Genomic DNA, 25833 nt, shown 5'->3' with positions numbered 1-25833 from the left:
GTCATGCCTTTTTGCTGCGCGGTCCCACCCTCACGAGTTACCACCGGCTTCGCGCAATCTATCCCCTGCTTCATCTGGCCAAAAATATCCCGGGGGAGTTGCGGCTTGCCGCGACGGGGGCAGAGCCCCCTACCCCGCGTCGGTCTTGCCGCGCCGGTCTGATCGTAAGCTGGCATACAACACATGCGTCCGCCACCGGCCATTGATCTGCAAATACGATTGCGCAACGCCTTCATATTTGAACCCGGAACTTTCCAACAATCCCCGAGAGGCTGCATTCTCGGGCAGGCAAGCCGCTTCAATCCGGCTCAGATCCAGCCGCGTGAAAGCGTGGTGCACCATCGCGCCAATCGCTTCGCGCATATACCCGTTGCGCGCAAAGGCCTGACCTGTCCAATAGCCCAACGTGCCAGCCTGCGCAGGGCCGCGCCGAATATTGTCCAGCGTGATCGCACCCACCAGCACATCATCTTCGCGTCGAAACAAAAACAGCGGGACTGCTGTGCCACTGGCCACAGACCGCTGGGCCCAATAGACCCGGTTGGTAAAGGACTTCCGGCTCAGGTGGTCCTTAGCCCAAATCGGCTCCCACGGCGTGAGATAATCTTTCGACGCCCGGCGCAGCGCAGTCCAGGTGCTGAAATCAGAATGCACGGGCGGTCGCAAGCTCAGCCGCTCGGTTTCGAGTTTCAGCTTGCGTCTGCCCAACAGCATCACGCCGCACGCCTCTCCTGCAGATCAGCCAGTGAAGGCGCACCAGAGACAGGACCATACAACGCCAAAGCGGCTGGTGCGCGTGCTGCCATCTGTTCGGCAAAGGCCCGCACGTCCTCGGTGCTGACCGCGTCGATCTTGGCAACAGTATCCTCAAGCGAGGGCACCCGCCCCCAGATCTGCACCAGACGCGCCAGACGCTCAGCCCGGTTCGAGGGGCTTTCCAGCCCCATCAGCATCCCGGCTTTCATTTGCGCACGGGCACGAGCAACCTCTTCTTCGCTCATGTCATCGGCCGCGCGCTTCATCTCGTCTATCGTGATCGTTGCCAGCTCTGCGACCTGATCTGCCGACGTACCCGCGTAAATCGTGGTCGTGCCGGTATCCGCATAGGCCCCGGTCTGCGCAAAGATCGTGTAGCAAAGCCCGCGCGACTCGCGCACTTCCTGGAACAGGCGCGAGGACATACCGCCGCCCAACGCCGTCGAATAGATCTGGGCGGTATAGATCCCATCATCGCGATAGCCTGGGCTTTCCAGCGCCAACGCAAAATGCGCCTGCTCCAGATCCTTTTCTTGCCGAGCTTCACCACCGGTGAAGCGGGCGGCTTCGGGGATCAATCCTTTGCGCGGCTGCAGATGGCCAAACATCTCTTCGGCCATTTTCATCAGAGCGTCGTGGTCGACAGCGCCTGCCGCAGACAGGATCATTTGTTCGGGACCATAGTGCTCGGCCACGAAGCCTGAAAGATCCTCTCGGGAGAAGGAACTCACCCGTTCCGACGGACCGAGGATGGTACGGCCCAGCGGCTGATCGTGATAGCTTTGTTCCTGCAGCCAGTCGAAAATCACATCGTCGGGCGTGTCATAGGCCTGACCGATTTCCTGCAGGATCACGCCTCGTTCAACCTCGATCTCGCGCGGATCAAATACTGGATTCAGAACGATGTCACCGATCACGTCCATCGCCAGCGCCACATCGTCCTTCAGAACACGGGCGTAATAGGCTGTCACCTCGCGCGAGGTATAAGCGTTGATATACCCGCCCACATCCTCGATCGCCTCGGCGATTTGCAGTGAAGAACGCCGCTCGGTTCCCTTGAAGGCCATATGCTCAAGGAAATGCGCGATCCCGTTCTGTTCGATCCGCTCATGCCGCCCGCCGGCGGTTACCCAGATACCGATGGCCGCCGACTGCAGCCCCGGCATATGTTCACTGACGATACGAAACCCGTTCTTCAGCTGGTCTTGTCTGACTGTCACTCAGCGATATGCCTTCTGATATGATCCTCGAGGGCACCCAGATCATTGGCAATCCGCGTCACCCGTTCCGGACGTTCATACAGATCAGACATGCGGGATGGAAGAGGCGGATGTTCGCCGCTCGCCGTCTCGACCGCTGCCGGGAATTTCGCCGGGTGCGCGGTGGCCAGAGTGATCATCGGCACATCCGCTGTCCGGTGCTCTTCAGCGACCTTGATCCCCACCGCCGAGTGTGGACAGACCAGTTCGGCGCTGTGGGCCAAGGTGTGCTTAATCGTCTCCAGTGTTTCGTCTTCGGACACGCGACCCGAGTCAAAACTATCGCGCAGTGCTTCCATCGCGCCTTGGCTGACGTTGAAGCCACCGGATTTCAGCTCATCCATCAACTGAGCGACCGCGCTGCCATCCTCGCCATAGGCGTAGTAGAGCGCGCGTTCGAAGTTTGAGCTGACCTGGATGTCCATCGACGGGCTGATCGAGGGGATAGTCTCGCCTTTGAAATAGCCCTCACCCGATAGACAGCGGTGCAGAATGTCGTTCTGGTTGGTCGCCACGACCAGACGGTCGATGGGTAGTCCCATGCGTTTGGCCAGATAGCCTGCAAAGATGTCTCCGAAATTGCCCGTGGGCACGGTGAAGCTGACCTTGCGATGCGGGGCGCCCAGGCTGACAGCGGCCGAAAAGTAGTAGACGATCTGCGCCAAAACACGGGCAAAGTTGATCGAGTTCACGCCCGCCAGTTTGACCTCATCCCGGAAATCGAAATCGTTGAACATGTCCTTCAATGCGGCCTGACAGTCGTCAAAATCGCCATCCACGGCGAGCGCATGGACATTGCTATCCGCTGGCGTCGTCATCTGGCGGCGCTGCACCTCAGACACCCGTCCATGCGGATAGAGGATGAAAACATCCACCGCATCCAGCCCCCGGAATGCCTCAATCGCGGCCGAGCCGGTGTCGCCACTGGTCGCGCCAACGATGGTCACACGGTCGTTGCGGCGTTTCAGGGCCACCTGGAACAGCTGACCGATCAGCTGCATGGCGAAGTCCTTGAAGGCCAGAGTGGGTCCGTGGAACAGCTCCAACAGGAAGTGGTTTTCGTTCAACTGCTTCAGCGGCGCGCGGGCGTCGTGGCCGAAGCCTTCGTAGGCGCGGGCGATGATCTGTTTGAACTCATCCTCTGCGAAGGAGCCGCTGACATAGGGCCACATCACGCGGAACGCGATCTCCTCGTAGGACAGACCGGCCATGGCGGCGATCTCGTTATGGCTGAGCGTCGGGATTTCAGCGGGCAGGTACAGGCCACCATCACGGGCCAGCCCGGTCAGCATCGCCTCTTCAAAGCTCAGTTCAGGCGCTTGGCCACGGGTCGAGATGTATTTCATTGCGGGTCACTCTCAGAAGGTGCGCGATTGCGCCACAGGAAGTATCCGGTCATCGCGGCCCAGACGAGGGCCAGTCCAAACCATGTGATTGCATATTGCAGGTGATCATTAGGAATCCCGGCCGTGTCGACCGGCAGCGGCGTCACGCCCGGATCGGTCTGAGACCGGGCGATCAGCAAGATCGGCTCGGCCCCCAGAGCGACAGCCAGATTGGGCACGTCGCGGGCGAACCAGATGTTGCTGTCGATATCGGCATCGGGCGTATAGCTGTCGATCTCATCGGGCCAATGCAGGTTGCCTGTCACTTCCATCGGGCCGGTCAAACGGTCGGTCTGTTTGGCCGTCGTGGGTACAAACCCTCGGTCCACCAGAATGGTCCGATCCTGGGTGCCGAACGACTGGATGATGCGATACCCGGCCCCAACCTGCTTGACTGAGACCAGAACGTGGATCTCGCCGGGCTGCATTTCCCCAGAAACCGAAACTGGCAGATACTTGTGTTCGCTTTCGGAAATCTGCGACGGCAAGCCAATCGGAGCTGCGGAAATGCGCGCTTCGATTTCAGCCAGCACCTCCTGTTTCCAGGCCAAGCGCTGCACCTGCCAGATGCCCAGCGACAACAGCACGCCCAAACCAGCGAAACCGAAGATCAGCAGAAACAAAGTACGGCGCATATTGGATGATCGCTCATTGCAGGAACCGGCGTCTTGTTAAGGGGCGCGTGCACCGAAATGCAACCACGCAATTGTATGGGGCGCAATCTTGCGCCCCGGATAGAGAAAAAGCCGCCCCAAAGGGCGGCTTTTGCAATTGGATCACCTGGCCGGCGTCACATCAGCGGAGCTTGGCCCCAGATGTAGACGGCGAAGAACAGGAACAGCCAGACAACGTCAACAAAGTGCCAGTACCAGGCGGCAGCCTCGAAACCCACGTGTTTTTCGGGGGTAAAGTCGCCCTTGAGTGCGCGGATCAGGCAGACCGATAGGAAGATTGTGCCGATGATCACGTGCGCGCCGTGGAAACCGGTCGCCATGAAGAAGTTCGAGTAGAACTGATCGCCGCCGAAGACCCAGTCTTCGTGGGCCAGCAACTCGTAATATTCAAACGCCTGCAACGCGGTAAAGGCGATGCCCAGAACGATACCGATGGCCAGACCGTTGATCAGTGCCTTGCGGTCATTGTCATGCACTAGCGCATGGTGGGCCCAGGTGATCGCACACCCGGACAGCAGCAGGACCAGAGTGTTGATCAGCGGCAGATGGAACGGGTCAACCGCATGGATATCCGGTTGGATGTATTCGGTGCCCGCATAGTCATACATCGGATACATCCGATGCTTGAAGAACGACCAGAACCAGGCAAAGAAGAACATCACCTCGGACATCACAAACAGGATGAAGCCATAGCGCAGGCCGATGCGCACGACCGGCGTGTGATCGCCTTGACGGCTTTCGACCACGACTTCGGACCACCAGGCAAACATGGTGTACAGAACAGCCACCAAACCGGCCCAGAACATCCATGGCGTGATGCCATGCATCCACAGGACGGCTCCGAACAGCATCACAAAGCCCCCAATCGCGCCGACAAGCGGCCAGATTGAGGGGTTCAGAATGTGGTAATCATGGTCTTTTGCGTGTGCCATCAGTGTCCCTCACCTAAAGGCGTTAGTTCGTATTTGTATCTGCCTGCGCGTCCAGGGCTGCATAGCCCTCGGGCAGGTCAATTTCGTAGAATGTATACGACAGAGTGATCGTATGCACATACTTTGCTTCCAGATCCTCGACCATTTCAGGGTCGACGAAGAAGGTTACCGGCATCTCAACCCGTTCGCCGGGCTGCAGCACCTGTTCCTCAAAGCAGAAACAAGCGATCTTCTGGAAATACCCGCCTGCTGAATAGGGCGCGACATTGTAGGATGCCTGCCCGGCAATCGGGCGATCGGTCGGATTGTAGGCCTCGTAGAAGGCCAACCCTGTCTCGCCGATGCGCACTTCCATCTCACGTTCGATGGGCTTGAACTCCCACGCCATATCCTTGGCTTTGGAGGCGTCAAAGCGCACAGTGATCGTGCGGTCCAGAATGTCATCAGGGGCGGCCTCAGCCACACCCGTTGTACCACCAAAACCGGTTACGCGGCAGAACCAATCGTAGAACGGCACCGCCGCCCATGCTAGGCTGCCCATCAGGATAACGACCCCGACGGTTTGCAAAACCGTTTTCCGTGGACCAGACATCGCCATCAGTTCTGCACCTCCTGCGTGGCCATACCGAAATCAGTACCGGATACTTTCACAACCGTCAGGCCGAAGATGATCACGATAAACGCTGCCAGCGTCAGGCCGACGCCAAGATTGCGGCCAAAACGGCGCTGATGCAATTCGTGGCTTTTGCGCAGACTCATGACCATCCTCCTAAACCGTAAGGCTTCAGAAGCGCCTCAACCAGAATGGCACCGAAGTGAAGGAACAGATAAATCAGCGACAGCTTGAAGAAAGAGCGCTCAACCCTGAAGTTATCCGCCTCTGCGTCATCTTCAGTGCGCCGCAAAATCTGCCAGGCACCGCGCAGGAACAACGCGTTGAGGATGATGGCGACCGTCAGGTAAATCGGCCCGCCGATGCCCGAAAACGCGGTGCCGACAGCCAGCAGGGCCAGCAGAACGGTATAGGCCAGGATATGCCATCGAGTCGATTTGCGGCCATGGGTCACGGTTAGCATCGGCACGCCCGCATCGTCATAGTCCGAACGCATGAACAGCGCCAGCGCCCAGAAATGCGGAGGTGTCCACATGAAGGTCAGGGCGAACATCAGCCAGGGCTCAATCGACATCGTGCCGGTCGCGGCAACCCAGCCGATCACCGGCGGGAACGCACCCGCAGCGCCGCCAATGACAATGTTCTGCGGCGTCGTGCGTTTCAGCCACATAGTATAGACGACAACATAAAAGAAGATGGTGAAGGCCAGAAATGCACCCGCAAACCAGTTGGTTGCCAGCCCCAGCATGATCACCGACAGGCCCGACAACGTCAGGCCCAGCGCCAGCGCCTCACCCGCATCCACCTTTCCTGACGGGATCGGGCGGCCCTTGGTGCGCTTCATAACGCGGTCGATATCTGCGTCCCACCACATGTTCAGCGCACCAGAGGCACCGCCACCGATGGCGATGAACAGAATCGCACAAAAGCCCACAAAGGGATGTACGGGGGTTGGCGCTGCCAGCAGACCAACCAGAGCCGTGAAGACAACCAACGACATGACACGCGGCTTCAGCAAGGCGAAGTAGTCGCCAAAGCTGGCCTCGTCCGCCTTTGCGGCCGCAATGCTGGCATTGATGCTTGCGTCGGTCATTTCAGGTCCTTTAGGGCGAAGGCTGCGCGATGGTCCGCGCAGCTTGCTCGTTCGTGGCGGATGGGCTTATCCCACCCAGATGGCTATCAGTTCGAGGCCACCTGATAGGCTTGCGGCAGCTCCGCATACTCATCAATGGCACCCTTAAGCCACTCTTCATATGCCTCTTCGCTGACCACCTTTACGGTGATCGGCATATAGGCGTGGTCCTTGCCGCAGAGCTCCGAGCACTGGCCAAAGTAGACGCCTTCTTTTTCGGCTTCGAACCACAGTTCAGCCAAACGTCCGGGCACACCGTCCTGCTTCACGCCGAAAGAGGGGATCGTCCAGGAATGGATCACGTCAGATGCGGTCACCTGCATGACAACGATCTTACCTACCGGAACGACCACGGCAGTGTCAGTTGCCAGCAGCCATTCGTCATCACTATATCCGGAATCGGCCAGCTTCGCGCGCATTGCATCATCCAGAACAAACGGCGTGACATCCGCATCTGCGGGGCGGGCACCTTCGTCCAGGGTCGCCGGGTGGCCCAGCAGGTAGCTGTCAAAGGCAAAGTCGTGGTCGACATATTCGTAGGTCCAGTACCACTGATTGCCCACAACCTTAATCACCACATCGCCTTCAGGGATTTCCTGCTGTTTGAACAGAACCGGCAGCGAAAACGCGCCGATAAAGACCAGGATAATGATGGGGCCCAAGGTCCATGCGATCTCGACCGGGGTATAGTGCGAAAAGCGCGCCGGGGTCGGGTTGACGCGCGAATTATAGCGCACGATGCAATAGACAAGCAGAGCCGCCACAAAGATACAGATTGCGGTGATGATCACCAGAATCATGTTGTCCAACCTGTGAATGCCTTCCGCAAGGCTGGTCGCCGCGGGCTGGAACCCAAGGCCGCCATCGACCGGCTTACCAATGATCTCAAGGTCCTGAGCCATGGCGGGAAGGCTGGAGAGGGCTGTCATCAACCCCGAAAGCATCAAAGCATTCTTCATGTTCTGTCCTGATCGTTTGATCTTTGCGTCTCTCGCGAAAAGGTGTGAATCGGTCGCACCTCTCCCGTTGTCTTTGGCCGCGTTAAAAACCATATTCCGTCGGGTAGATAAAGCAAAATGCTTGCGTCAAACAGACGCTATTTTTGATCTGGATCAAACCCGAAAGGTTCCAACCCATGACTCAAGCCCCGTTTCGCCCCTTTGAAAGCGCACTTCCGCAGGACGAAGCGCTGGCAGTTTTGCAATCGGCAACCGCCGGGGCCGAGGACGGAGAGCTATTTGTTGAGCGCCGAAAATCGGAATCGCTTGTTTTTGATGACGGGCGGTTGCGCACCGCATCTTATGATGCATCTGAGGGGTTTGGTTTGCGCGCGGTCCAAGGCGAAGTGGCCGGCTACGCGCATTCTACGGATGTTTCGATCCCTGCTCTGAAGCGTGCAGCCGAAACCGCGCGCCTTGCTGTCGGCGATGGTGGCGGGACGCTCGCCGAAGCTCCGCGCGCCACAAACACTCGGCTTTACACGGACGAGGATCCGATCGAATCCGCCACCTTTCCTGTAAAGATCGACACGCTGCGCGAGATTGATGCCTTTGCCCGGGGGTTGGACCCGCGCGTTGTACAAGTCAGCGCCACAATCGCGGCAACCGTGCAAGAGGTCGAAATTCTGCGCCCCGACGGCATACAGGTGCGCGACGTGCGTCCGATGACTCGGGTGAACATCTCGGTCATCGTCGAGCAAAACGGCCGCCGCGAAAGCGGCTCAGCTGGCGGCGGCGGACGCGTTGGCCTAAGCGGGCTGATCGATCCCGCCGACTGGCAGAACAAGGCACGCGAGGCTTTGCGGATTGCGCTGGTCAATCTGGAAGCGGTACCCGCCCCCGCTGGTGTCATGGAGGTCGCTCTCGGACCCGGCTGGCCGGGTATCTTGCTGCACGAAGCCATTGGTCATGGGCTCGAAGGTGATTTTAATCGCAAGGGCAGCTCGGCTTTTGCGGGGCTGATGGGACAGCAGATTGCGTCAAAGGGTGTGACTGTTGTGGACGATGGCACTATCGCAGATCGACGCGGCTCGATCACCGTGGATGATGAAGGCACGCCCAGTTCACGCACCGTGTTGATCGAAGACGGTGTCCTGACCGGCTATATGCAGGATCGCCAGAACGCACGCCTGATGGGGGTCGCGCCAACCGGCAACGGACGTCGCCAAAGCTATGCACATAAACCGATGCCACGAATGACAAACACCATCATGCTCGGGGGCCAGGACGATCCGGCTGCTTTGGTCGCGGATATCAAAGATGGTATATGGGCCGTCGGCTTTGGCGGTGGTCAGGTGGACATAACCAATGGCAAATTCGTTTTTTCGTGCACCGAGGCCTACCGCGTCGAAAACGGCAAAATCGGCGCTCCGGTAAAAGGCGCCACCCTGATCGGAGACGGCCCCTCGGCCCTGAAACGTATCCGAGGATTGGGTAATGACATGGCGCTGGACCCGGGCATGGGCACCTGCGGAAAAGACGGTCAATGGGTTCCTGTGGGGGTCGGTCAACCCACCGTTTTGATGGATGGGCTGACCATTGGCGGCTCTGCCACCTGAGTCGAAATCGTCATTTCCGGCTATTCGAGGTTAATGCAGCCTTCCCGCGTGGTTGCGTATTTTGGGTAGTCAGCTAAATGCGCACTGAAAACTTGCATGAATTTGTGTTTTATTATCAAATGAATAGTGGCAAATTGCGCTAATAGATGCGATCGAAACGCAGCAAATTTTCATCGATTTACAGGCTGTTAACCCGCCCTGACGTAAACCAGTTTTGCAATCAGGCGGAGCATCGGATGACCGAAGAGCAGCTTTCTTCCAATCACCCCCCACTCCCACCCACCACGGAAGAGGACCGGTTTTCCTGGCTTCGTCTGTTGCGCTCACGCAAAGTTGGCCCCGCAACGTTTCGCCGGCTGCTGCGTGAACATGGCTCGGCGCAGAATGCGCTGGCCGCGCTGCCGGAAATGGCACGCGCTGCCGGAATAGACGGGTATGAAATCTGCCCCCCCGGCGTGATTGAGGCGGAGCTCAAGGCCGCAAAGGCCGCCAAAGCGCGGCTTTTGTGCCTTGGGGCCGCTGATTTTCCACAGGCATTGAACGATCTGAATGATGCCCCGCCGATGCTATGGGCAATTGGCGATGTTTCACTTTTGCATAAACCCGCAATTGCGATGGTTGGGGCCCGCAACTGTTCATCACTCGGCGCGCGGATGGCGCGCGGGTTGGCGAAGGAGCTAGGGCAAAAAAACTATGTTATCGTGTCGGGCTTGGCACGCGGCATCGATACCGCAGCGCATATGACATCGCTTGAAACAGGGACAATCGCTGTCATGGCGGGCGGTGTCGATGTCATCTACCCGGCCGAGAATACAGAACTCGCCCACACTATTGCGACCAAGGGCCTAAGGCTATCTGAGCAACCCGTCGGTGTCACACCACAGGCGCGGCACTTCCCGCGCCGCAACCGGATCATATCAGGGCTGGCTCAGGCTGTTGTAGTGGTTGAAGCTGCAGCAAAATCCGGCAGCCTGATCACGGCCCGGGACGCGTTAGACCAAGGCCGTGAGGTTCTTGCAGTGCCCGGGCACCCGTTCGATGCACGTGCCGCCGGATGCAATCTACTGATCCGAGACGGGGCGACGCTGGTCAGATCCGCCGATGATGTGATCGACGCGCTGCCACCACAGCAGCCCAAACTGTTCCCCCAAGCCGAAGCAAGGGGCGAAACGGCCGCCCCTGCCCCTACAAAATCAGCGGTTTTGCATGATCAGGTATTGCTGCGCCTGGGCCCGTCCCCCATAGCCGAAGACCAGCTGATCCGCGACATCGCCGCAACCGCGGGCGAGATTGGCCCGGTCCTTGTTGATCTGGAGCTGGAAGGGCGGATTCAACGCCAGCCCGGCGGGCTGTTGTCATTGGCCAGTTAACCGACAAACCTGCTGGCTCAGACCGTGTGGGGCGATGAGAAACCGCGCATCAGCCTAGACGCCAAAGGAACGCATTGACAATTCGATCTTGTCGCACACATCTTGCACGGCCATAAAACGCGCAAAGTCTGTCGAGCAAGGATTCATCTTAAATGCCCGTAGTTGTTGTAGAATCTCCGGCCAAAGCCAAAACGATCAATAAGTATCTTGGTCCGGACTACACGGTTTTGGCCTCATACGGGCACGTTCGCGACCTGCCACCAAAGGATGGATCGGTCGATCCGGACCATGAATTTTCTATGACATGGGAAGTCGGCAATGACAGCCGCAAACATGTCAAAGCCATCGCCGATGCCTTGAAAGAAGATAATGCGCTGATCCTTGCCACTGACCCGGATCGTGAGGGCGAGGCGATCAGTTGGCACCTGCAAGAAGCACTGACCAAGCGCCGCTCGATCAAGAAAGACACGCCTGTCAGCCGGGTAACCTTCAACGCCATCACCAAAGAGGCCGTGACCGAGGCAATGCAGAACCCACGCCAGGTCGACATGCCGCTGGTCGAGGCCTATCTGGCGCGCCGCGCGCTGGACTATCTTGTGGGGTTCAACCTATCTCCGGTTCTGTGGCGCAAACTGCCGGGTGCCCGGTCGGCAGGCCGCGTGCAATCTGTCTGTCTGCGCCTGATCGTCGAACGCGAGATGGAGATCGAAGCGTTCAAGCCAGTCGAATACTGGTCGGTCCGGGCGCTGTTCGAAACCCCACGGGGCCAGACCTACGAGGCGCGTCTGGTCACCTTAGCGGGTAAAAAGCTCGACAAACACGATCTGGCCAATGCCACGCAGGCGGAACTGGCGGTTCAGGCGATCACCAGCCGTGCACTCAGTGTGACCTCGGTCGAGGCGAAACCGGCAGCCCGCAACCCCAGCGCGCCCTTCATGACCTCGACCCTGCAACAAGAGGCCAGCCGCAAATTCGGCATGGGTGCGCGTCACGCGATGCAAGTGGCGCAGCGGCTGTATGAGGCGGGCTACATTACCTATATGCGGACCGACGGCATCGATATGGCCCCCGAAGCCGTGGCTGCCACGCGCGACACCATAGCCGAAAGGTATGGCAGCGAATACGTGCCGGACAGCCCACGTATGTATAAAAACAAGGCCAAAAACGCACAGGAAGCGCATGAATGTATCCGACCAACGGATATGACGCGCGATGCCAAGGCTCTGAAAGTCACCGACGAGGATCAGCGCAAACTGTATGATCTGATCTGGAAACGCACGATCGCCTGCCAAATGGCGGCGGCACGCCTTGAACGAACCACGGTTGAGATCGGCAGCGACGATGGACAGGTGGGCCTGCGCGCCACCGGTCAGGTTGTTCTGTTTGACGGCTTCATGCGTGTTTATGAGGAAGGTCGCGACGACGTTGCCGATGATGACGAAAAGCGCCTGCCACAGATCATGCAGGGCGATCCGGCGCCATTTGCCAAAACCTCGCTAAAAGGTCAGGCTTCAAAGGCAGAAGACAAGGCTGCCATCCTGTCCGATAACGAATCCGTTCTGGCGCTGCAGCACCACACCCAACCTCCGCCACGTTATACCGAGGCCACATTGGTCAAGCGCATGGAAGAGTTGGGGATCGGGCGACCCTCGACTTATGCCTCGATCGTGACCACGATTCAGGACCGCGAATATGTGCGCAAAGACAAGAACCGGCTGATCCCCGAAGAAAAGGGCCGGATCGTCACAATCTTCCTGCTGAACTTCTTCCGCCAATATGTGGGTTATGAGTTCACGGCCAATCTGGAAGAGGAACTGGACGACGTCAGCGCAGGAGACCGCGACTACAAGGACCTTCTGGGCAAGTTCTGGCGTGATTTCTCGGCTGCGATTGGCGAGACGTCAGAGTTGCGGATTTCCGAAGTGCTGGACAAGCTGGACGAAGCGCTTGCGCCTCAGCTGTATCCACCGCGCGAAGACGGGTCAGATCCGCGTATCTGCCCAAAATGCGGGACTGGGCAATTGCATCTGAAAACCTCTCGCACGGGCGGGTTCGTTGGATGTGGCAACTATCCCGAATGCACCTACACACGACCCATCGCTGGTGAAGGCGCAGAAGGTGATGAACGTTTACTGGGTGAAGACGCAGGTGATGAGATCTGGCTGAAATCCGGACGGTTCGGCCCTTATGTTCAACGCGGCGAACCGACGCCTGAGAATAAGAAGCCCCCGCGCGCCTCTCTGCCGCGTGGATGGAGCAAGGACGACATGGACCTTGAGAAGGCCCTGACGTTGTTGTCCCTGCCCCGCCAGATCGGCGAGCACCCCGAGGGTGGCATGATCAGTTCAAACTTCGGTCGCTTCGGACCATATCTGATGCATCAATTGGCCGATGAGGCCAAGCCGGTCTATGCCAATCTCAAAGACCCAAATGATGTGTTCGAAATCGGCATGAACCGTGCCGTCGAACTGTTGGCCGAAAAGCGCGCCAATCCGGGTCGCGGGCGCCGCGCCGCTGCAAAACCGCTGAAAGAGCTGGGCGAGCACCCCGATGGCGGTGTGATGCAGGTGCTGGACGGGCGCTATGGTCCATATGTGAAGTGGGAAAAGGTCAATGCGACAATCCCCAAAGACATCAAGCCCGAAGATGTGACGCAAGAAATGGCCGTTGAACTGGTCAACGAGCGCGCAGCCAAGAAAGGCACCAAGAAAAAGGCGGCACCCAAAAAGAAGGCCGCCACCAAGAAGACCGCCAAAAAGGCGGCCGGGTAGGTAGAAATACCACCACCCCCTTGGTTTCATTGACTTCCCAATGACGTGGCGGCACAACCTGCCCATCACCATGTCATTGGGGGAGTTTTCCATGAAGAAAGTCTATGCCAATGCCTCTGAGGCGCTCGACGGAGTGCTGTCGGATGGCATGCTGATTGCGGCGGGCGGATTCGGCCTGTGCGGCATTCCAGAGTTGTTGCTTGAGGCGATCAAGGATTCGGGTGTCAAAGACCTGAGCTTTGCTTCGAATAATGCCGGTGTGGATGATTTCGGAATCGGCATCCTGCTGCAGACCAAGCAGGTCAAAAAAATGATCAGCTCGTATGTCGGCGAGAACGCCGAATTCATGCGCCAATATCTGAGCGGAGAGCTGGAGCTGGAGTTCAACCCCCAAGGCACGCTAGCCGAAAGAATGCGCGCGGGTGGTGCTGGCATCCCCGGTTTCTACACTAAAACCGGCGTGGGCACCGTGATCGCCGACGGGAAAGAGCACAAGGACTTCAACGGTGAGACATATATCCTTGAAGAAGGCATCTTTGCCGATCTGGCCATTGTGAAGGCCTGGAAGGCGGATGACACTGGCAATCTGGTGTTCCGCAAGACCGCTCGCAACTTTAATGTTCCCGCCGCAACCTGCGGCAAGATTTGTGTGGCCGAAGTGGAAGAGATTGTTCCGCGCGGCTCACTGGACCCGGATTCTATCCATCTGCCCGGCATCTATGTGCATCGCATCATTCAGGGCAGCCACGAAAAGCGCATTGAACAGCGCACCACCCGCAAGAAGGAGGACGCATAATGCCCTGGGACCGCAATCAGATGGCCGCGCGCGCAGCGGAAGAGCTGGAAGACGGCATGTATGTGAACCTCGGCATCGGCATTCCGACGCTGGTGGCGAACTATGTGGGCGATAAGGACATCACCCTGCAATCCGAAAACGGCATGCTGGGCATGGGGCCCTTCCCATTTGAGGGTGAAGAAGACCCAGACCTGATCAACGCAGGCAAGCAGACGATCACCGAACTGTCCCGCACATCCTACTTCGACAGCGCCACATCCTTTGCCATGATCCGAGGCGGAAAAATTGCCGCGGCGATCCTGGGCGCGATGGAGGTGGACGAGAAAGGCGATCTGGCCAACTGGATGATCCCTGGCAAGCTGGTCAAGGGCATGGGCGGCGCGATGGACCTCGTGGCCGGTGTTGGACGTGTCATCGTTGTGATGGATCACACCAACAAACACGGTGACTCGAAAGTTCTGAAAGAATGCACCCTTCCGCTGACCGGGAAAGGCGTGGTTGATCTCATCATCACCAACCTGGGCGTTCTGGACGTTGTCGAGGATGGTTTGAAGATCGTCGAACTCGCGGATGGTGTGAGCGAAGACGACATGCGCGCTGCGACTCAGGCTAAGATCGTCGATTAAACAATCGTGTTCAGCCAAGGGCCCGCTCGGAGTGGCGGGCCTTTTTAGTTGGTGGTCTGAAACACGCAACCGTCAGAGATCAGATCAGGTGGTGTCGAACAAAGCGCACGCGCGATCTGAAACGCTGCCAGAACTTTAGGCACATAGTCCCGTGTTTCAGCATAGGGCGGCACACCGCTGTGTTTTCTAACGGCACCCTCGCCCGCATTGTATCCAGCAAGAACCAGAATCGGATCATTGCCGAACTCTTCCATCAGCCAATTCAGATACTTCACACCACCAGAGATGTTTTGATCCGGCTGGAAACTGTCATTCACGCCGAAACGCGCTGCAGTTGCGGGCATCAGCTGCATCAATCCCTGCGCCCCAGCGGAACTGACAGCATCCGCACGACCCGCTGATTCAACTGCAATCACAGCTAGCACCAAGGCTGGCGAGACATTTGTGCCAACTGTCGAGCGCAGGATATCCACGCCCTGTTGTTGTGCAATGTTCTGCAAAGTCTGAAGCCTGGGGGATTTGATACTCGTTGCTGACAGGGCCTGGATAGCGTCCTCCAATCGGCCAGCCCGAGCCTGCGCCAATTCCGGCGATATCCGATCCCAGAATGCTTTGTATGAACCTTTGGGGTTACTTTTGACACCTGCATCCGGCGTGATCGCTGGCGGAACTTTGGCTTTCTTGATGACTTCGGGCACGATCAGTTCGGCCCCTGTACTTGGCGCGGATGGTCTGGCGGCATGCTCTTGTGGAGATATCTGAACGGTCACGCGCGGGCGTTCACCGGGTTTCGGCGCTTTGATCCGTTTATATACACCGCGTGGTTCGCGTTCAGTTGCCCCTAAAGGCGCAACACTAACGGTTAGGAACACCAACACACCGGCGCATTTAAGTGCGCCCCGGAGATCCATTTGCCTGCCTCATGCTCTCTTTTTTCTGAAGTTGAACCGCAAAACGTCTCGCAAGGCCAGAAAAACAAAGCGAATTGGGGCAATTTCGCCTCATTTGGCGCTTTTTTGCACCGCCCAGCACGGTGAAAAGGGTACTAACTGATTTTTTTTCTATGTGTTATCTGATAGTTAAGCAATTCGTATCGAAAAAGTTAAATCAAACAGAAAAAAATATCGGTTTGGCCCAATTCCTGCCATGCGTACCCGTCAAACATAAGCCCATACCGAGACGGACTGGAGCGGACTGAGAGAGAAAGCTCTGAAAGACGCCAAGGTTCAACAGACTTTATTAGATCCTTTAGGAGGGACGTAACATGATCAAGTTCATCAAGAACTTCCGCAAAGACGAAGACGGCGCAGTAACAGTTGACTGGGTTGTTCTGACCGCAGCAGTCATCGGCCTGGCAGCCGTTGCATACCAGCAGATTTCGGCTGGCGCGACCGGCCTGGCGACTGACGTCAACACCGCCCTGAACGGCGCAACCATCTCGACCGGCAGCAACACTGCCGCAGGTGGTGTGACCACAGCAGGCAGCAACTAAGCGAACGCTTAACATTTGATTTAGAACCGCGCCTGTCCAGGCGCGGTTCTTTTTTGTTTTTGAGGTTCTTCCAGTGGATTCCGGTCGCGTAGCAAAAAGCCAGATGCTGATTGCCAGTAAATTGCATTCGCACCTTGCCAGAACAACCATCCCCCCAATTTTAGCCTGCAGTGTTACTTTGGGCGGCAAACCACAAACTATGGCGCTATGCGCAATCTTTGGCCCTATTTCCGCCATTGATGTCACGCAAAAATGATCTCAGAACTGCAGCATATGCGGCCTGCACCCATGCTTAGGCTGCGCTAGACCACGGACTCGGAGAGGTGAGATGTACAAGTTCATCAGACGGTTTTCACGTGACGAAAACGGCGCCGTCACAGTTGACTGGGTGGTATTGACGGCCCTGATAATTGGAATCGGCTCGGCCTTGTACTTGGCGATCGCCTCAGCGACGAACAGTTATGGCGGAAACGTGAATGCTGCGCTTACTTCCTCAACCGTCAGCACCGGTGACAACAACAACGCTGGCGGCCTCACGGTTGCTGGTACGGCTGGCGGCTCCTCTTCAGGTGGATCATCGTCCGGTGGGAGTTCGAGTGGCGGTTCGTCTTCCGGCGGTGGTTCCTCATCAGGCGGAAGCTCGGGCGGCGGTTGAACCTAATAAACGGAATTCATTAATACAAAAAGACAAACGCCGTCGCATACTGCGCGCGGCGTTTTCGTTTCAAAGAGAGACTGAATTTCTACGGCAGGTCTCAGAACACTTCCAATGCAACAATATTAAGAATCCCGGGCGATTGACCAATTTGTCCCAGATTTCGACACAATTGCTCTGTAGGAATAATGCTGTTCAAAATTGCTGATACTGTCGCTAACCAGTCGACCGGCGAAAAAGTGAGGTACAAACATGCGAGCGGTATTCGGACTTGTTCTGATTGTCGGGGTAGCTCTGGCGGGGGGCGCTGTCTATATGGCGCGCAACTATATATCTGAGTACCAGAACGAACTGGCCCGTCAGAAGCAGGCGGCAGCCGAGGCGCTGGCCAATGCTCAGGTTGATGTCATCCCTACTGTAACTGTTTACGTGTCGAATCGGCCGCTGAAGTACGGCGAAGCTCTGACACCAGAAGACGTTCGCGCCGTCGATTGGCCCGAAAACGCGATTCCCGAAGGCACCTTCACCGAGATGGCAGTCCTGTTTCCGGAAATTGGGCCGCAGGAGCGTTTTGTTCTTCGCACCATGGAAAAAGACGAAGCGATTCTGGCGGTCAAGGTCACAGAGCCAGGTGAAAAGGCTGGCCTGACCTCACGTTTGGAAAAAGGCATGCGCGCCTTTGCGATCAGTGTTGACGTGGCATCCGGCGTGTCAGGTTTTCTGCGTCCAGGCGACAATGTAGATATCTATTGGACGGGTTCGAGCGGCACCGCCGAAGGATCAGCGGGTGGCATCACACGTTTGATTCAGTCAAACATCCAACTGATTGCTGTCGACCAGACCGCGGGCTCAGACGTGTCACAAACGACAATCGCACGAACTGTGACGGTTGCTGCAACACCCGAGCAAGTTGCAGCGCTCGCCCAGGCCCAGAACACTGGTCGTTTGTCTTTGGCACTTGTTGGTGTGCAGGATGAAACGGTCGCATCTGCAATCGAAGTTGACCAAAGAAAGCTATTGGGCATCGAAGAAATCGCGCCTGCCCCGGAAAAAGCGAAAGAGCAGGTCTGCACCACGCGCATTCGACGCGGTGGCGACACGTTTGAAACCCAGATTCCCTGCACAAACTAACGTCAATTCAGAACGTTACCGGTTCAGGCCTCGCATAAAGCGCGGCCTGAATTTTTCCATTGTTGCCTATTGTCCACATAAACAAAATTCCAGAAACCATTGATTATTGCAATAAATTCGGTTTTCGCGCACTGTCTTAGCCATAGGGCATCAGACCCAAAAAAACGAGGCGTGATCGGAGAGGCAGGTCACATGACAATACGTTCCTGGATCAGCGCAACCCTGCTGGGGTTATCGCTTGTTATGGGCCCGGTCGGCGATGCCGCCTGGGCCGAAACCCTTCGCGTGGTGAAAAAAGGCACAGTGGAAACACTGGATGTTCCGATGAACCGCGCAATCGTTGTGGAAAGCGAACAGCCGTTCGCCGAACTCAGCATTGCCAATGCGGGCATTGCGGATATCTCGTCGCTTTCAGACCGGACCATCTATGTTCTGGGTAAGACACCCGGCATGACCACCCTGACGCTGTTTGACGGCGCCGGCATGCTGTTGGCGAATGTGCGCGTTCGCGTTGCACCCGATGTGACGGAATTTAAAGAGCGTCTGCGTCAGATCCTGCCGTCAGAACCGATTGAGGTTCGCACAGCCAATGACGGCATTGTATTGTCGGGCACAGTTTCAAGCTCAGCTAAACTGGCACGCGCCCTTGAACTGGCAGAGCGCTACGCACCTGAACGCGTTTCCAACCTGATGTCGGTTGGCGGCGTTCAACAGGTTATGCTGAAAGTCCGTTTTGCCGAAATGAACCGCTCGGTTGCGAAACAACTTTCCTCATCGCTTTCCTTCGCGAGCGGAGACGTTTCTGGTGGTTTCAACCCTCAGAACCTTGTTCCTCCTGTTGCGGTGCAAGACGGTACGTTGCTGTTCGGCTTCGGCGTGGGCTCGGCACAGGTCAATGTTTTGCTTCAAGCGCTAGAAACAAAAGGCCTAGTGCGAAATCTGGCTGAACCCAACCTGTCGGCACTATCCGGGCAGGAAGCATCCTTCCTTGCGGGTGGAGAGGTTCCAATTCCGGTACCCCAAGACGATGGGGTCGTTGCAATTGAATTCAAACAGTTCGGCGTTGAGATGAAGTTCACTCCGCGCGTTGTGGACGGTGACCTGATCAACCTGGAAATGGGTACGGCTGTTTCGGCGATTGATACAAGTTCGAACTTCACGATCAATGGTGACATTGTGCCCAGCTTTATCACGCGTCTGGCGAAGACAACCATTGAGCTGCGCGATGGCGAAAGCTTTGCAATCGCAGGTTTGCTTCAGGACAACTTCACCGATCAAAACAACCAGATCCCGTGGTTGGGTGATGTTCCGATCTTGGGCGCGCTTTTCCGCAGTGCTGATTATCAGCGCGAACAAAGCGAGCTTGTCATCATCGTGACTGCGCATCTGGTCAGCCCGACACGCGGCGAAGCCCTTGCGTTGCCAACTGATCGCGTCAAACCACCCAGCGACTTTGACCTGTTCGTCACGGGCCGTGTTGCGCGTACGGAACGCCAAGGTACAGGTGCTGCATCCGAGGTTGCCAAACAGGATTTTGGCAGCTCTTACGGCTACGTTCTGGATTGATGAGGAGGATAGACCAATGAACAAGTGGATTATCACCCTGGGTCTCACAGTCGCCATCTCGGCCTGTACACGCGAGGCGGGATATGAGCTCGACCAGGGCGCATACGGCAACGCAACGCTCAACAATATCCAGGTCATGAATGGCGAGTTGACCTTTGCACAGATCCTGAGCCGCCGATTCGCCTCAGACGTTCCGGTTCAGATCAACTTTGCCTTCAACAGCGCACAACTGGACGCGTCGGCACAGAGTGTTCTGCAGCGTCAGGCCGATTGGATCAAACAGTTCCCCGAGGCGCGTTTCCGCGTCTATGGCCACACCGACGCCGTGGGATCGACCAGTTATAACCAAAGCCTTGGCCTGCGCCGTGCGCAAGCTGCTGTTAACTATCTGGTGCAACAAGGAATTTCGCGCTCACGGCTTGAAGCTGTGGTATCGTTTGGGAAAACGCGACCCCTGATTGACACGCCGAATCGTGATCGGCGAAACCGCCGTACAGTGACCGAAGTTTCTGGCTTTGCAGATGGCAGATCACAGCTGCTGGATGGCAAATATGCCGAGGTCATCTATCGCGAATATGTCGAAAGCGCGACGCGGCCGAGCTACATTGAAGAGACGTCCAGCACCTCAGCCGACGGTTGATAATACACCCGAAATAGGCGACATCGTCGCCTATTTCCCTACAATTGGTTCTTTTGCGCCAAATTCTTGCCCAACTTCACAGCGACATTGTCAACAATTGGGTGACCTGCGGCCTGAATTGACCGCTTAGGGGCGACAGCAAATCAATCGGCGTGATCTCGTCCGCAAGAGATGCTGGCCTCTCTCAACGAGGGTAGTTTGTATGACCAGCGCGACGCCGCAAGACAACAACACCGGTATCCTGGCCTGCACGATCAGCCGGGACGTCCAAAACTTCGATCTGCTGATCGAAGATATGGAAGCCGCTTTGGGTGAGCGTTGGGGCGATCTTGGTTTTGCCGAAGCCTTGGCGTTTTTCGGTCAGCCCGAAGCAGATTCCATGCAATTCGTGGCTTTGGCCATCGACGGCGAAGACGAAGACAACCTTTCTCTGATGGGTGAAATCATCACTCAGGCGAAGGAGAAGAAGATCAAAGTGGTGCTGATCGCCGAGGACGTGACACCCGCATCGCTCCATCAGCTTTTGCGCAAAGGCGCGGATGAGTTTGTGCCCTACCCTCTGCCCGAGGGTGAATTGCAAGAAGCAATTGAGCGTATGAACCAGCCAGATCCGGTTGCTGCTGCACAAGCAGCGGCAGTTCCATTGGCGGGGGGCGACGCCAAAGAAGGCGCGATGTTCGTTGTCCATGGTCTGGCCGGGGGTGTCGGCTCAACAACCATGGCCGTGAATCTGGCCTGGGAACTTGCTAACGTATCTGACAAGGACGCACCGACGGTTTGCCTGATCGATCTGGATCTGCAATTCGGTACAGTTTCAACTTATCTTGACCTGCCGCGCCGCGAAACTGTGTTCGAGATGCTGTCCGATACAGCCGCTATGGATGATGAAGTCTTCTCGCAAGCACTTCAGACATATGAAGAAAAGCTTCAGGTTCTGACCGCACCGGCAGACATGGTTCCACTGGATTTGATCACACCGGAAGACATTCAGCGCGTCATCGACATGGCACGCAAGCATTTCGACTATGTCATCGTGGACATGCCGAAAACCTTGGTTCACTGGTCGGAAACTGTATTGCAGGCGTCCCATGTCTATTTTGCCATGATCGAGTTGGACATGCGGTCCGCTCAGAACGCGCTGCGCCTGAAACGGGCCTTGCAAGCCGAAGAACTGCCATTCAACAAGCTGCGATTTGCATTGAACCGGGCCCCGAAATTCACCGATCTGAATGGTAAAGGTCGCGTAAAACGCATGGGCGAAAGCCTTGGAATTTCCATCGATTTGCAACTGCCGGATGGCGGGAAACCCGTGATGCAAAGTGGCGACCACGGTCTGCCACTTGCCAACGCTGCGGCCAAGAACCCGTTGCGCCGCGAAATCGCGAAGCTGGCAAAATCACTCCACAGCCTGGGCAGCAGCGACGCTGAGGCCGCATAAATCATCCCAAAGGGGGGATCAGCCGTGTTTTCAAGATACAAGAAATCGTCCGAAGCGCAGCCGGTGCAGACACCGGCTAAGGCGCCCGCACCGGCAGCACCTGTAGATACCCCCGCACAAAATGCCATCGCAAGAAAACCGGTTCAGAAAAAAGCGGCAGAGGCGAACGGTGTTGATCGCGATCGCAAGCGCAAGGAACGCCTGGGCGAAATCAAGATCGAGCTGCACCGTGAATTGCTTGAGAACCTGAACCTTGCTGCACTGGAAAACGCTGATGAATCTGAACTGCGCTCAGAGATCAGCGCGATTGCCAGCGAAGTTCTTGAAGCGCGTAGTATTGTTCTGAACCGCGAAGACCGGACCCAACTGAACAAAGAACTTTATGACGAAGTCACAGGCCTTGGCCCATTAGAAACGCTGCTTCAGGACGACACTGTCAACGATATTCTGGTGAACGGCCCGCAACAGATATTTGTGGAACGCGCCGGCAAGCTGGAAATCAGCGACATTACCTTCAAGGACGAAAAGCACCTGATGCGGATCATCGACAAGATCGTATCCGCCGTGGGTCGTCGAGTTGATGAATCCAACCCCTATGTTGACGCCCGTCTGGCCGATGGATCGCGCTTCAATGCTATGGTGCCACCAATTGCGGTGGACGGTTCGCTGGTTTCCATCCGTAAGTTCAAAAAGGACAAGCTGGGCATTGACGATCTGGTCAATTTCGGCGCGTTTACCGAAGAGATGGCCGCCTATTTGCAGGCCGCAGTGTCGACCCGACTGAATGTGATCGTATCGGGCGGTACGGGTTCTGGTAAAACGACCACTCTGAACGCGCTATCCAGCTTTATCGACGATGCCGAACGCATCCTTACCATCGAGGATACGGCGGAACTTCAGCTGCAGCAGACCCATGTGGGCCGGATGGAAAGCCGCCCACCCAACGTGGAAGGTAAGGGTGAGGTCAGCCCGCGCGACTGTCTAAAAAACGCCCTGCGTATGCGCCCTGACCGCATCATCGTTGGCGAGACGCGTGGCGCCGAGGTGATCGACATGCTGCAGGCCATGAACACCGGTCATGATGGGTCAATGACGACGATTCACGCCAACTCGGCACGGGACGGCATCTCGCGTCTAGAAAACATGATCGCAATGGCCGGCATTGAGATGCCGATCAAAGCGGTCCGCAGCCAGATCTCATCCGCTGTGAACCTGATCGTGCAGGCCAGCCGCCTGCAGGACGGCTCGCGTCGCATGACATCAATCACCGAGATCACCGGTATGGAAGGTGATGTTATTTCGATGCAGGAAATCTTTAGATTTCAACGCGTTGGATTGACACCTGACAACAAGATTATCGGTCACTTCACTGCAACGGGTGTACGCAGCCACTATTCGGAACGGTTCCGTTTGTGGGGCTTTGACCTGCCTGCGTCCATCTACGACCCAACCACAGTGTAGGAGAGCTTAGTATGAATGTGCCTATGGAGGCGATCATCTATGTCGCCATATTTGTGGGGGTCCTTGCCCTAGTTGAAGGCATCTATCTTGTCGCGTTCGGCAAATCCATCAGCCTGAACAGCCGGGTCAACCGTCGACTGGATATGCTGGAAAAAGGCGCCGGGCGCGAACAGGTACTTGAACAGCTGCGCAAGGAAATGCAGCAGCATATGAAATCGCAGAGCATCCCTCTGTATTCATTGCTTGCAGACAAAGCGCAAAAGGCGGCGATTGCGTTCTCGCCACGGCAGTTGATCATGATCATGTGCTTGGTCTCTGTTGTCGCGTTTATGGGGCTGAGCATTGGTACCGCTACAGAGATCACCCTGCGCATCGCGATTTCAATCGCGATCGGTATTGGCGGTGTCTACGCTTGGGTGAACCACAAAGCCAAGAAGCGGATGAGCCTGATTGAAGAGCAGCTGCCAGATGCCGTCGAACTGATGGTCCGATCCCTGCGTGTGGGCAACCCGTTTGTTTCGACAATTCAGGTGGTTTCTAACGAAGTACAGGACCCGCTGGGAACTGAATTCGGTGTAATCGCAGATGAATGCGCCTATGGCCGCGATGTGGGCGAGGCGCTGAAAGACATGGCAGAACGATTGGATATGCAGGATTTGCGCTTCCTCGCCGTTGCTGTCGGCATTCAACAGCAATCGGGCGGTAACCTCGCAGAAATTCTGGCCGGTCTCGCACAGGTTATCCGCGCACGTTTCCGCCTGTTCCGCCGGGTCAAAGCCATCACGGCCGAGGCGCAATGGTCTGGTAAGTTCCTGTCTGGTTTCCCAATCGCCTGTCTGGTGTTTATCCTGGTGAAAGACCCCGGCTATTACGACGAGGTTCTGGATCACCCCTGGTTCATTCCGGCCTGTTTCGTCGTTGGCATCCTGCTGACGCTGAATCTGATCGTCATGAAGATCATCACCAACATTAAGGTCTGAGGGCGGTATCATGGAATTTCTGACCAGTATCAACGATATGCTCACCGCGAACCTTGGTGAGTTTGGCCCACTGATCGTTGTGGGCATTCTGGGCCTTGTGCTGATCGGCGTCGCCGTTTCGCTGATGATGAGCCAGCCCGAAGACCCGTTGAAAAAGCTTCAGCGCTCGACCGCCGCCCCCAAGGCTGCGAAGAAGGGTAAAAAAGACAAGCTGCGGCATGGCAGCCAGAACGAACAACTTGAAAAGTTTGCCACTTTTCTGGAACCCAAGGACCAGGAAGAATATTCCGCAGTTCAGCTGAAACTGCGGCAAGCCGGTTATCAATCAAAAGATGCTGTTCGCTTCTTTCACTTTGCGCAGTTCGCACTTGGAATCACTGGTATCGTTCTGGGCGTCCTGCTGATCACGGTGTTGGCAGGGGATCAGGAATACACCAGCCAACAACAGATCATCCGCGTACTTTTGCCTGGTGGCATTGGCTACATGATCCCAAAGTACTGGATCACGCGACGGGTCGCCGAACGGCAAGAGGCGATAACATCGGGTTTCCCCGATACGCTTGACCTTATGCTGGTCTGCGTCGAGGCCGGGCAATCACTGGATCAGGCGATTGTGCGTGTCGCAGCTGAGATGAAATCCTCTTACCCGGACATTGCGCAAGAATTCGAAGTCGTTGCGTATGAGATGAAAGCCGGTAAGGACAAGGATACGGTCCTGCGTGATTTTGGTACACGCTGCGGAGTTCAGGATGTCAGCTCTTTTGTTACCGTTATGATCCAATCGGCAACATTTGGTACTTCAATCGCCGAAGCCCTGCGGGTTTATGCCGGCGAGATGCGCGATAAACGGGTAATGCGCGCTGAAGAGGCTGCAAACAAGTTGCCTACGAAAATGACTCTGGTCACAATGATGTTGACGGTGCCACCGCTGCTGATCATTTTGGTTGGCCCCTCTGCAAATGTCATTTCGAGCTTTGGCCGCGGATAAAGCGCTAATGAATACAAAACCCAGGTGCGTCCGATCTGGACTTCGCCGACTGCTTCAAGCCACGGTGGTGATAGCCACCGTGGCTTCTTGTGATCAACTTGGTAAACCCAACGGATTGGACGCGCCGGGCATCGACCCCGATGGTCAAACAAGCGACAACATCGCGACGGGCAACAGGTTGATGGCCGCAGGGGAATATGAACTTGCCCTGCAAAGTTTCAGCCGCGCCGCGCTTGAACAGGGGATGACGCCGCAAATCCTGACATCGATGGGAACCGCCAATCTTGGATTGCGGCGTTTGGGTCAGGCAGAACCTTTGCTACGACGCGCGGTTAAAGATGATACCGAATGGCCCGTGGCCTGGAATAATCTGGGCGTATTGCTGATGGAGCAGCAGAAATACCCCGAAGCCGCGCAGGTCTTCCAACGTGCCTTCGCCCTGGACAATGGCGAAAGTGACGCAATTCGGGACAATCTGCGCTTAGCACTCGCAAAAATGGAAAATCCTGTTAATATTACTCCACAAGAACAAGAATATACGCTGGAACAGCGCGGCGACGGGCAATTTACGCTGCGCAAAATCCAGTAACCGAGGCAAGAGCAGTAAAGGA

Annotated in this window: 25 protein-coding genes; 15 read left to right on the top strand and 10 right to left on the bottom strand. The window is 56.5% G+C overall.

Features of this window, described 5'->3' with window-relative positions; genetic code table 11:
* Positions 1-129: 129 nt before the first annotated feature.
* From ACR0KG_RS05280 to coxB, 9 genes are all read right to left on the bottom strand, one after another.
* Positions 130-714: a GNAT family N-acetyltransferase gene (locus ACR0KG_RS05280; protein WP_480547284.1), complete on the bottom strand. Its 585-nt coding sequence runs from the start codon at positions 712-714 to the stop codon at positions 130-132.
* The gene (locus tag ACR0KG_RS05275) at positions 714-1976 is read right to left on the bottom strand and encodes a M16 family metallopeptidase (protein WP_480546465.1); all 1263 of its coding nucleotides are present in this window, start codon (positions 1974-1976) and stop codon (positions 714-716) included. Before ACR0KG_RS05275 ends, ACR0KG_RS05280 begins: the two co-directional genes overlap by 1 nt.
* On the bottom strand, positions 1973-3361 hold the full coding sequence (gene thrC, locus ACR0KG_RS05270; RefSeq protein WP_480546463.1) for a threonine synthase: 1389 nt from the start codon (positions 3359-3361) through the stop codon (positions 1973-1975). The genes ACR0KG_RS05275 and thrC overlap by 4 nt, the downstream gene beginning before the upstream one ends.
* Positions 3358-4035, bottom strand: coding sequence for an SURF1 family protein (locus tag ACR0KG_RS05265; protein ID WP_480546461.1), 678 nt, complete (start codon positions 4033-4035; stop codon positions 3358-3360). Before ACR0KG_RS05265 ends, thrC begins: the two co-directional genes overlap by 4 nt.
* A 155-nt stretch (positions 4036-4190) precedes the next feature.
* A complete protein-coding gene (locus ACR0KG_RS05260; protein ID WP_170530976.1) occupies positions 4191-5006 on the bottom strand; it encodes a cytochrome c oxidase subunit 3 in 816 nt (271 codons plus the stop codon).
* A gap of 22 nt (positions 5007-5028) precedes the next feature.
* Entirely contained in the window at positions 5029-5604 is a 576-nt protein-coding gene (locus ACR0KG_RS05255; protein ID WP_480546459.1) for a cytochrome c oxidase assembly protein, read from the bottom strand.
* Positions 5604-5765, bottom strand: coding sequence for a hypothetical protein (locus tag ACR0KG_RS05250; protein WP_170530980.1), 162 nt, complete (start codon positions 5763-5765; stop codon positions 5604-5606). Before ACR0KG_RS05250 ends, ACR0KG_RS05255 begins: the two co-directional genes overlap by 1 nt.
* On the bottom strand, positions 5762-6712 hold the full coding sequence (gene cyoE, locus ACR0KG_RS05245; protein ID WP_480546457.1) for a heme o synthase: 951 nt from the start codon (positions 6710-6712) through the stop codon (positions 5762-5764). The genes ACR0KG_RS05250 and cyoE overlap by 4 nt, the downstream gene beginning before the upstream one ends.
* 86 nt (positions 6713-6798) lie before the next feature.
* Positions 6799-7710, bottom strand: a complete 912-nt coding sequence (gene coxB / locus ACR0KG_RS05240) for a cytochrome c oxidase subunit II (RefSeq protein WP_480546456.1) — start codon at positions 7708-7710, stop codon at positions 6799-6801.
* A 176-nt stretch (positions 7711-7886) separates the two neighbouring features.
* Between coxB and tldD the strand changes: the two genes are divergently transcribed.
* The 5 genes from tldD to ACR0KG_RS05215 all read left to right on the top strand — a co-directional run bounded on the left by tldD (position 7887) and on the right by ACR0KG_RS05215 (position 14871).
* Positions 7887-9308, top strand: coding sequence for a metalloprotease TldD (gene tldD / locus ACR0KG_RS05235; RefSeq protein WP_480546455.1), 1422 nt, complete (start codon positions 7887-7889; stop codon positions 9306-9308).
* A gap of 236 nt (positions 9309-9544) precedes the next feature.
* Complete coding sequence (dprA, locus tag ACR0KG_RS05230; protein ID WP_480826679.1) at positions 9545-10678, top strand: DNA-processing protein DprA; 1134 nt, start codon at positions 9545-9547, stop codon at positions 10676-10678.
* A 152-nt stretch (positions 10679-10830) separates the two neighbouring features.
* Positions 10831-13449, top strand: a complete 2619-nt coding sequence (topA, locus tag ACR0KG_RS05225) for a type I DNA topoisomerase (RefSeq protein ID WP_480546453.1) — start codon at positions 10831-10833, stop codon at positions 13447-13449.
* A gap of 91 nt (positions 13450-13540) precedes the next feature.
* Complete coding sequence (locus ACR0KG_RS05220; RefSeq protein WP_353013719.1) at positions 13541-14245, top strand: CoA transferase subunit A; 705 nt, start codon at positions 13541-13543, stop codon at positions 14243-14245.
* Positions 14245-14871 (top strand): 3-oxoacid CoA-transferase subunit B, encoded by a 627-nt coding sequence (locus ACR0KG_RS05215; protein ID WP_480542051.1) that lies wholly within the window; start codon positions 14245-14247, stop codon positions 14869-14871. The genes ACR0KG_RS05220 and ACR0KG_RS05215 overlap by 1 nt, the downstream gene beginning before the upstream one ends.
* A 44-nt stretch (positions 14872-14915) precedes the next feature.
* Here the strand turns inward: ACR0KG_RS05215 and ACR0KG_RS05210 are convergent, their stop codons facing one another.
* Positions 14916-15782, bottom strand: coding sequence for a lytic transglycosylase domain-containing protein (locus ACR0KG_RS05210; RefSeq protein ID WP_480546451.1), 867 nt, complete (start codon positions 15780-15782; stop codon positions 14916-14918).
* A 353-nt stretch (positions 15783-16135) separates the two neighbouring features.
* Here ACR0KG_RS05210 and ACR0KG_RS05205 point away from each other — a divergent pair, with 353 nt between their 5' ends.
* From ACR0KG_RS05205 to ACR0KG_RS05160, 10 genes are all read left to right on the top strand, one after another.
* On the top strand, positions 16136-16363 hold the full coding sequence (locus tag ACR0KG_RS05205; RefSeq protein ID WP_480542047.1) for a Flp family type IVb pilin: 228 nt from the start codon (positions 16136-16138) through the stop codon (positions 16361-16363).
* A 328-nt stretch (positions 16364-16691) separates the two neighbouring features.
* Positions 16692-17018 (top strand): hypothetical protein, encoded by a 327-nt coding sequence (locus ACR0KG_RS05200; protein WP_480826678.1) that lies wholly within the window; start codon positions 16692-16694, stop codon positions 17016-17018.
* Between the two features lie 252 nt (positions 17019-17270).
* Positions 17271-18149 carry a Flp pilus assembly protein CpaB gene (gene cpaB, locus ACR0KG_RS05195; RefSeq protein WP_480826677.1) on the top strand — a complete coding sequence of 293 codons (879 nt, stop codon included), beginning with the start codon at positions 17271-17273 and terminating at the stop codon, positions 18147-18149.
* 192 nt (positions 18150-18341) lie between these two features.
* On the top strand, positions 18342-19715 hold the full coding sequence (locus tag ACR0KG_RS05190; protein ID WP_480542043.1) for a type II and III secretion system protein family protein: 1374 nt from the start codon (positions 18342-18344) through the stop codon (positions 19713-19715).
* Between the two features lie 16 nt (positions 19716-19731).
* Positions 19732-20355 carry an OmpA family protein gene (locus ACR0KG_RS05185; RefSeq protein ID WP_480542041.1) on the top strand — a complete coding sequence of 208 codons (624 nt, stop codon included), beginning with the start codon at positions 19732-19734 and terminating at the stop codon, positions 20353-20355.
* Between the two features lie 202 nt (positions 20356-20557).
* Positions 20558-21793: a CpaE/TadZ family protein gene (locus ACR0KG_RS05180; RefSeq protein ID WP_480542039.1), complete on the top strand. Its 1236-nt coding sequence runs from the start codon at positions 20558-20560 to the stop codon at positions 21791-21793.
* 24 nt (positions 21794-21817) lie between these two features.
* Positions 21818-23254, top strand: a complete 1437-nt coding sequence (locus ACR0KG_RS05175; RefSeq protein ID WP_480542037.1) for a TadA family conjugal transfer-associated ATPase — start codon at positions 21818-21820, stop codon at positions 23252-23254.
* An 11-nt stretch (positions 23255-23265) separates the two neighbouring features.
* Complete coding sequence (locus ACR0KG_RS05170) at positions 23266-24234, top strand: type II secretion system F family protein (RefSeq protein ID WP_170531007.1); 969 nt, start codon at positions 23266-23268, stop codon at positions 24232-24234.
* A 10-nt stretch (positions 24235-24244) separates the two neighbouring features.
* Complete coding sequence (locus ACR0KG_RS05165; RefSeq protein ID WP_480546445.1) at positions 24245-25222, top strand: type II secretion system F family protein; 978 nt, start codon at positions 24245-24247, stop codon at positions 25220-25222.
* A 7-nt stretch (positions 25223-25229) separates the two neighbouring features.
* A complete protein-coding gene (locus ACR0KG_RS05160; protein ID WP_480826676.1) occupies positions 25230-25811 on the top strand; it encodes a tetratricopeptide repeat protein in 582 nt (193 codons plus the stop codon).
* The last annotated feature ends 22 nt before the right edge of the window (positions 25812-25833 follow it).

The organism is Ruegeria sp. H4, from assembly GCF_056533065.1.
Note: the sequence above shows the minus strand (reverse complement) of the source record. Positions and strands in the feature narration are given on the sequence as shown.

Coding starts and splice junctions, on each gene's coding strand:
- ACR0KG_RS05250 (WP_170530980.1), bottom strand. CDS start 5,765: ATGAGTCTGCGCAAAAGCCACGAATTGCATCAGCGCCGTTTTGGCCGC.
- ACR0KG_RS05280 (WP_480547284.1), bottom strand. CDS start 714: ATGCTGTTGGGCAGACGCAAGCTGAAACTCGAAACCGAGCGGCTGAGC.
- ACR0KG_RS05160 (WP_480826676.1), top strand. CDS start 25,230: ATGAATACAAAACCCAGGTGCGTCCGATCTGGACTTCGCCGACTGCTT.
- topA (WP_480546453.1), top strand. CDS start 10,831: ATGCCCGTAGTTGTTGTAGAATCTCCGGCCAAAGCCAAAACGATCAAT.
- ACR0KG_RS05265 (WP_480546461.1), bottom strand. CDS start 4,035: ATGCGCCGTACTTTGTTTCTGCTGATCTTCGGTTTCGCTGGTTTGGGC.
- thrC (WP_480546463.1), bottom strand. CDS start 3,361: ATGAAATACATCTCGACCCGTGGCCAAGCGCCTGAACTGAGCTTTGAA.
- ACR0KG_RS05165 (WP_480546445.1), top strand. CDS start 24,245: ATGGAATTTCTGACCAGTATCAACGATATGCTCACCGCGAACCTTGGT.
- ACR0KG_RS05210 (WP_480546451.1), bottom strand. CDS start 15,782: ATGGATCTCCGGGGCGCACTTAAATGCGCCGGTGTGTTGGTGTTCCTA.
- coxB (WP_480546456.1), bottom strand. CDS start 7,710: ATGAAGAATGCTTTGATGCTTTCGGGGTTGATGACAGCCCTCTCCAGC.
- ACR0KG_RS05260 (WP_170530976.1), bottom strand. CDS start 5,006: ATGGCACACGCAAAAGACCATGATTACCACATTCTGAACCCCTCAATC.
- ACR0KG_RS05180 (WP_480542039.1), top strand. CDS start 20,558: ATGACCAGCGCGACGCCGCAAGACAACAACACCGGTATCCTGGCCTGC.
- ACR0KG_RS05190 (WP_480542043.1), top strand. CDS start 18,342: ATGACAATACGTTCCTGGATCAGCGCAACCCTGCTGGGGTTATCGCTT.
- dprA (WP_480826679.1), top strand. CDS start 9,545: ATGACCGAAGAGCAGCTTTCTTCCAATCACCCCCCACTCCCACCCACC.
- ACR0KG_RS05170 (WP_170531007.1), top strand. CDS start 23,266: ATGAATGTGCCTATGGAGGCGATCATCTATGTCGCCATATTTGTGGGG.
- ACR0KG_RS05220 (WP_353013719.1), top strand. CDS start 13,541: ATGAAGAAAGTCTATGCCAATGCCTCTGAGGCGCTCGACGGAGTGCTG.
- cyoE (WP_480546457.1), bottom strand. CDS start 6,712: ATGACCGACGCAAGCATCAATGCCAGCATTGCGGCCGCAAAGGCGGAC.
- ACR0KG_RS05185 (WP_480542041.1), top strand. CDS start 19,732: ATGAACAAGTGGATTATCACCCTGGGTCTCACAGTCGCCATCTCGGCC.
- ACR0KG_RS05200 (WP_480826678.1), top strand. CDS start 16,692: ATGTACAAGTTCATCAGACGGTTTTCACGTGACGAAAACGGCGCCGTC.
- ACR0KG_RS05215 (WP_480542051.1), top strand. CDS start 14,245: ATGCCCTGGGACCGCAATCAGATGGCCGCGCGCGCAGCGGAAGAGCTG.
- cpaB (WP_480826677.1), top strand. CDS start 17,271: ATGCGAGCGGTATTCGGACTTGTTCTGATTGTCGGGGTAGCTCTGGCG.
- tldD (WP_480546455.1), top strand. CDS start 7,887: ATGACTCAAGCCCCGTTTCGCCCCTTTGAAAGCGCACTTCCGCAGGAC.
- ACR0KG_RS05255 (WP_480546459.1), bottom strand. CDS start 5,604: ATGGCGATGTCTGGTCCACGGAAAACGGTTTTGCAAACCGTCGGGGTC.
- ACR0KG_RS05205 (WP_480542047.1), top strand. CDS start 16,136: ATGATCAAGTTCATCAAGAACTTCCGCAAAGACGAAGACGGCGCAGTA.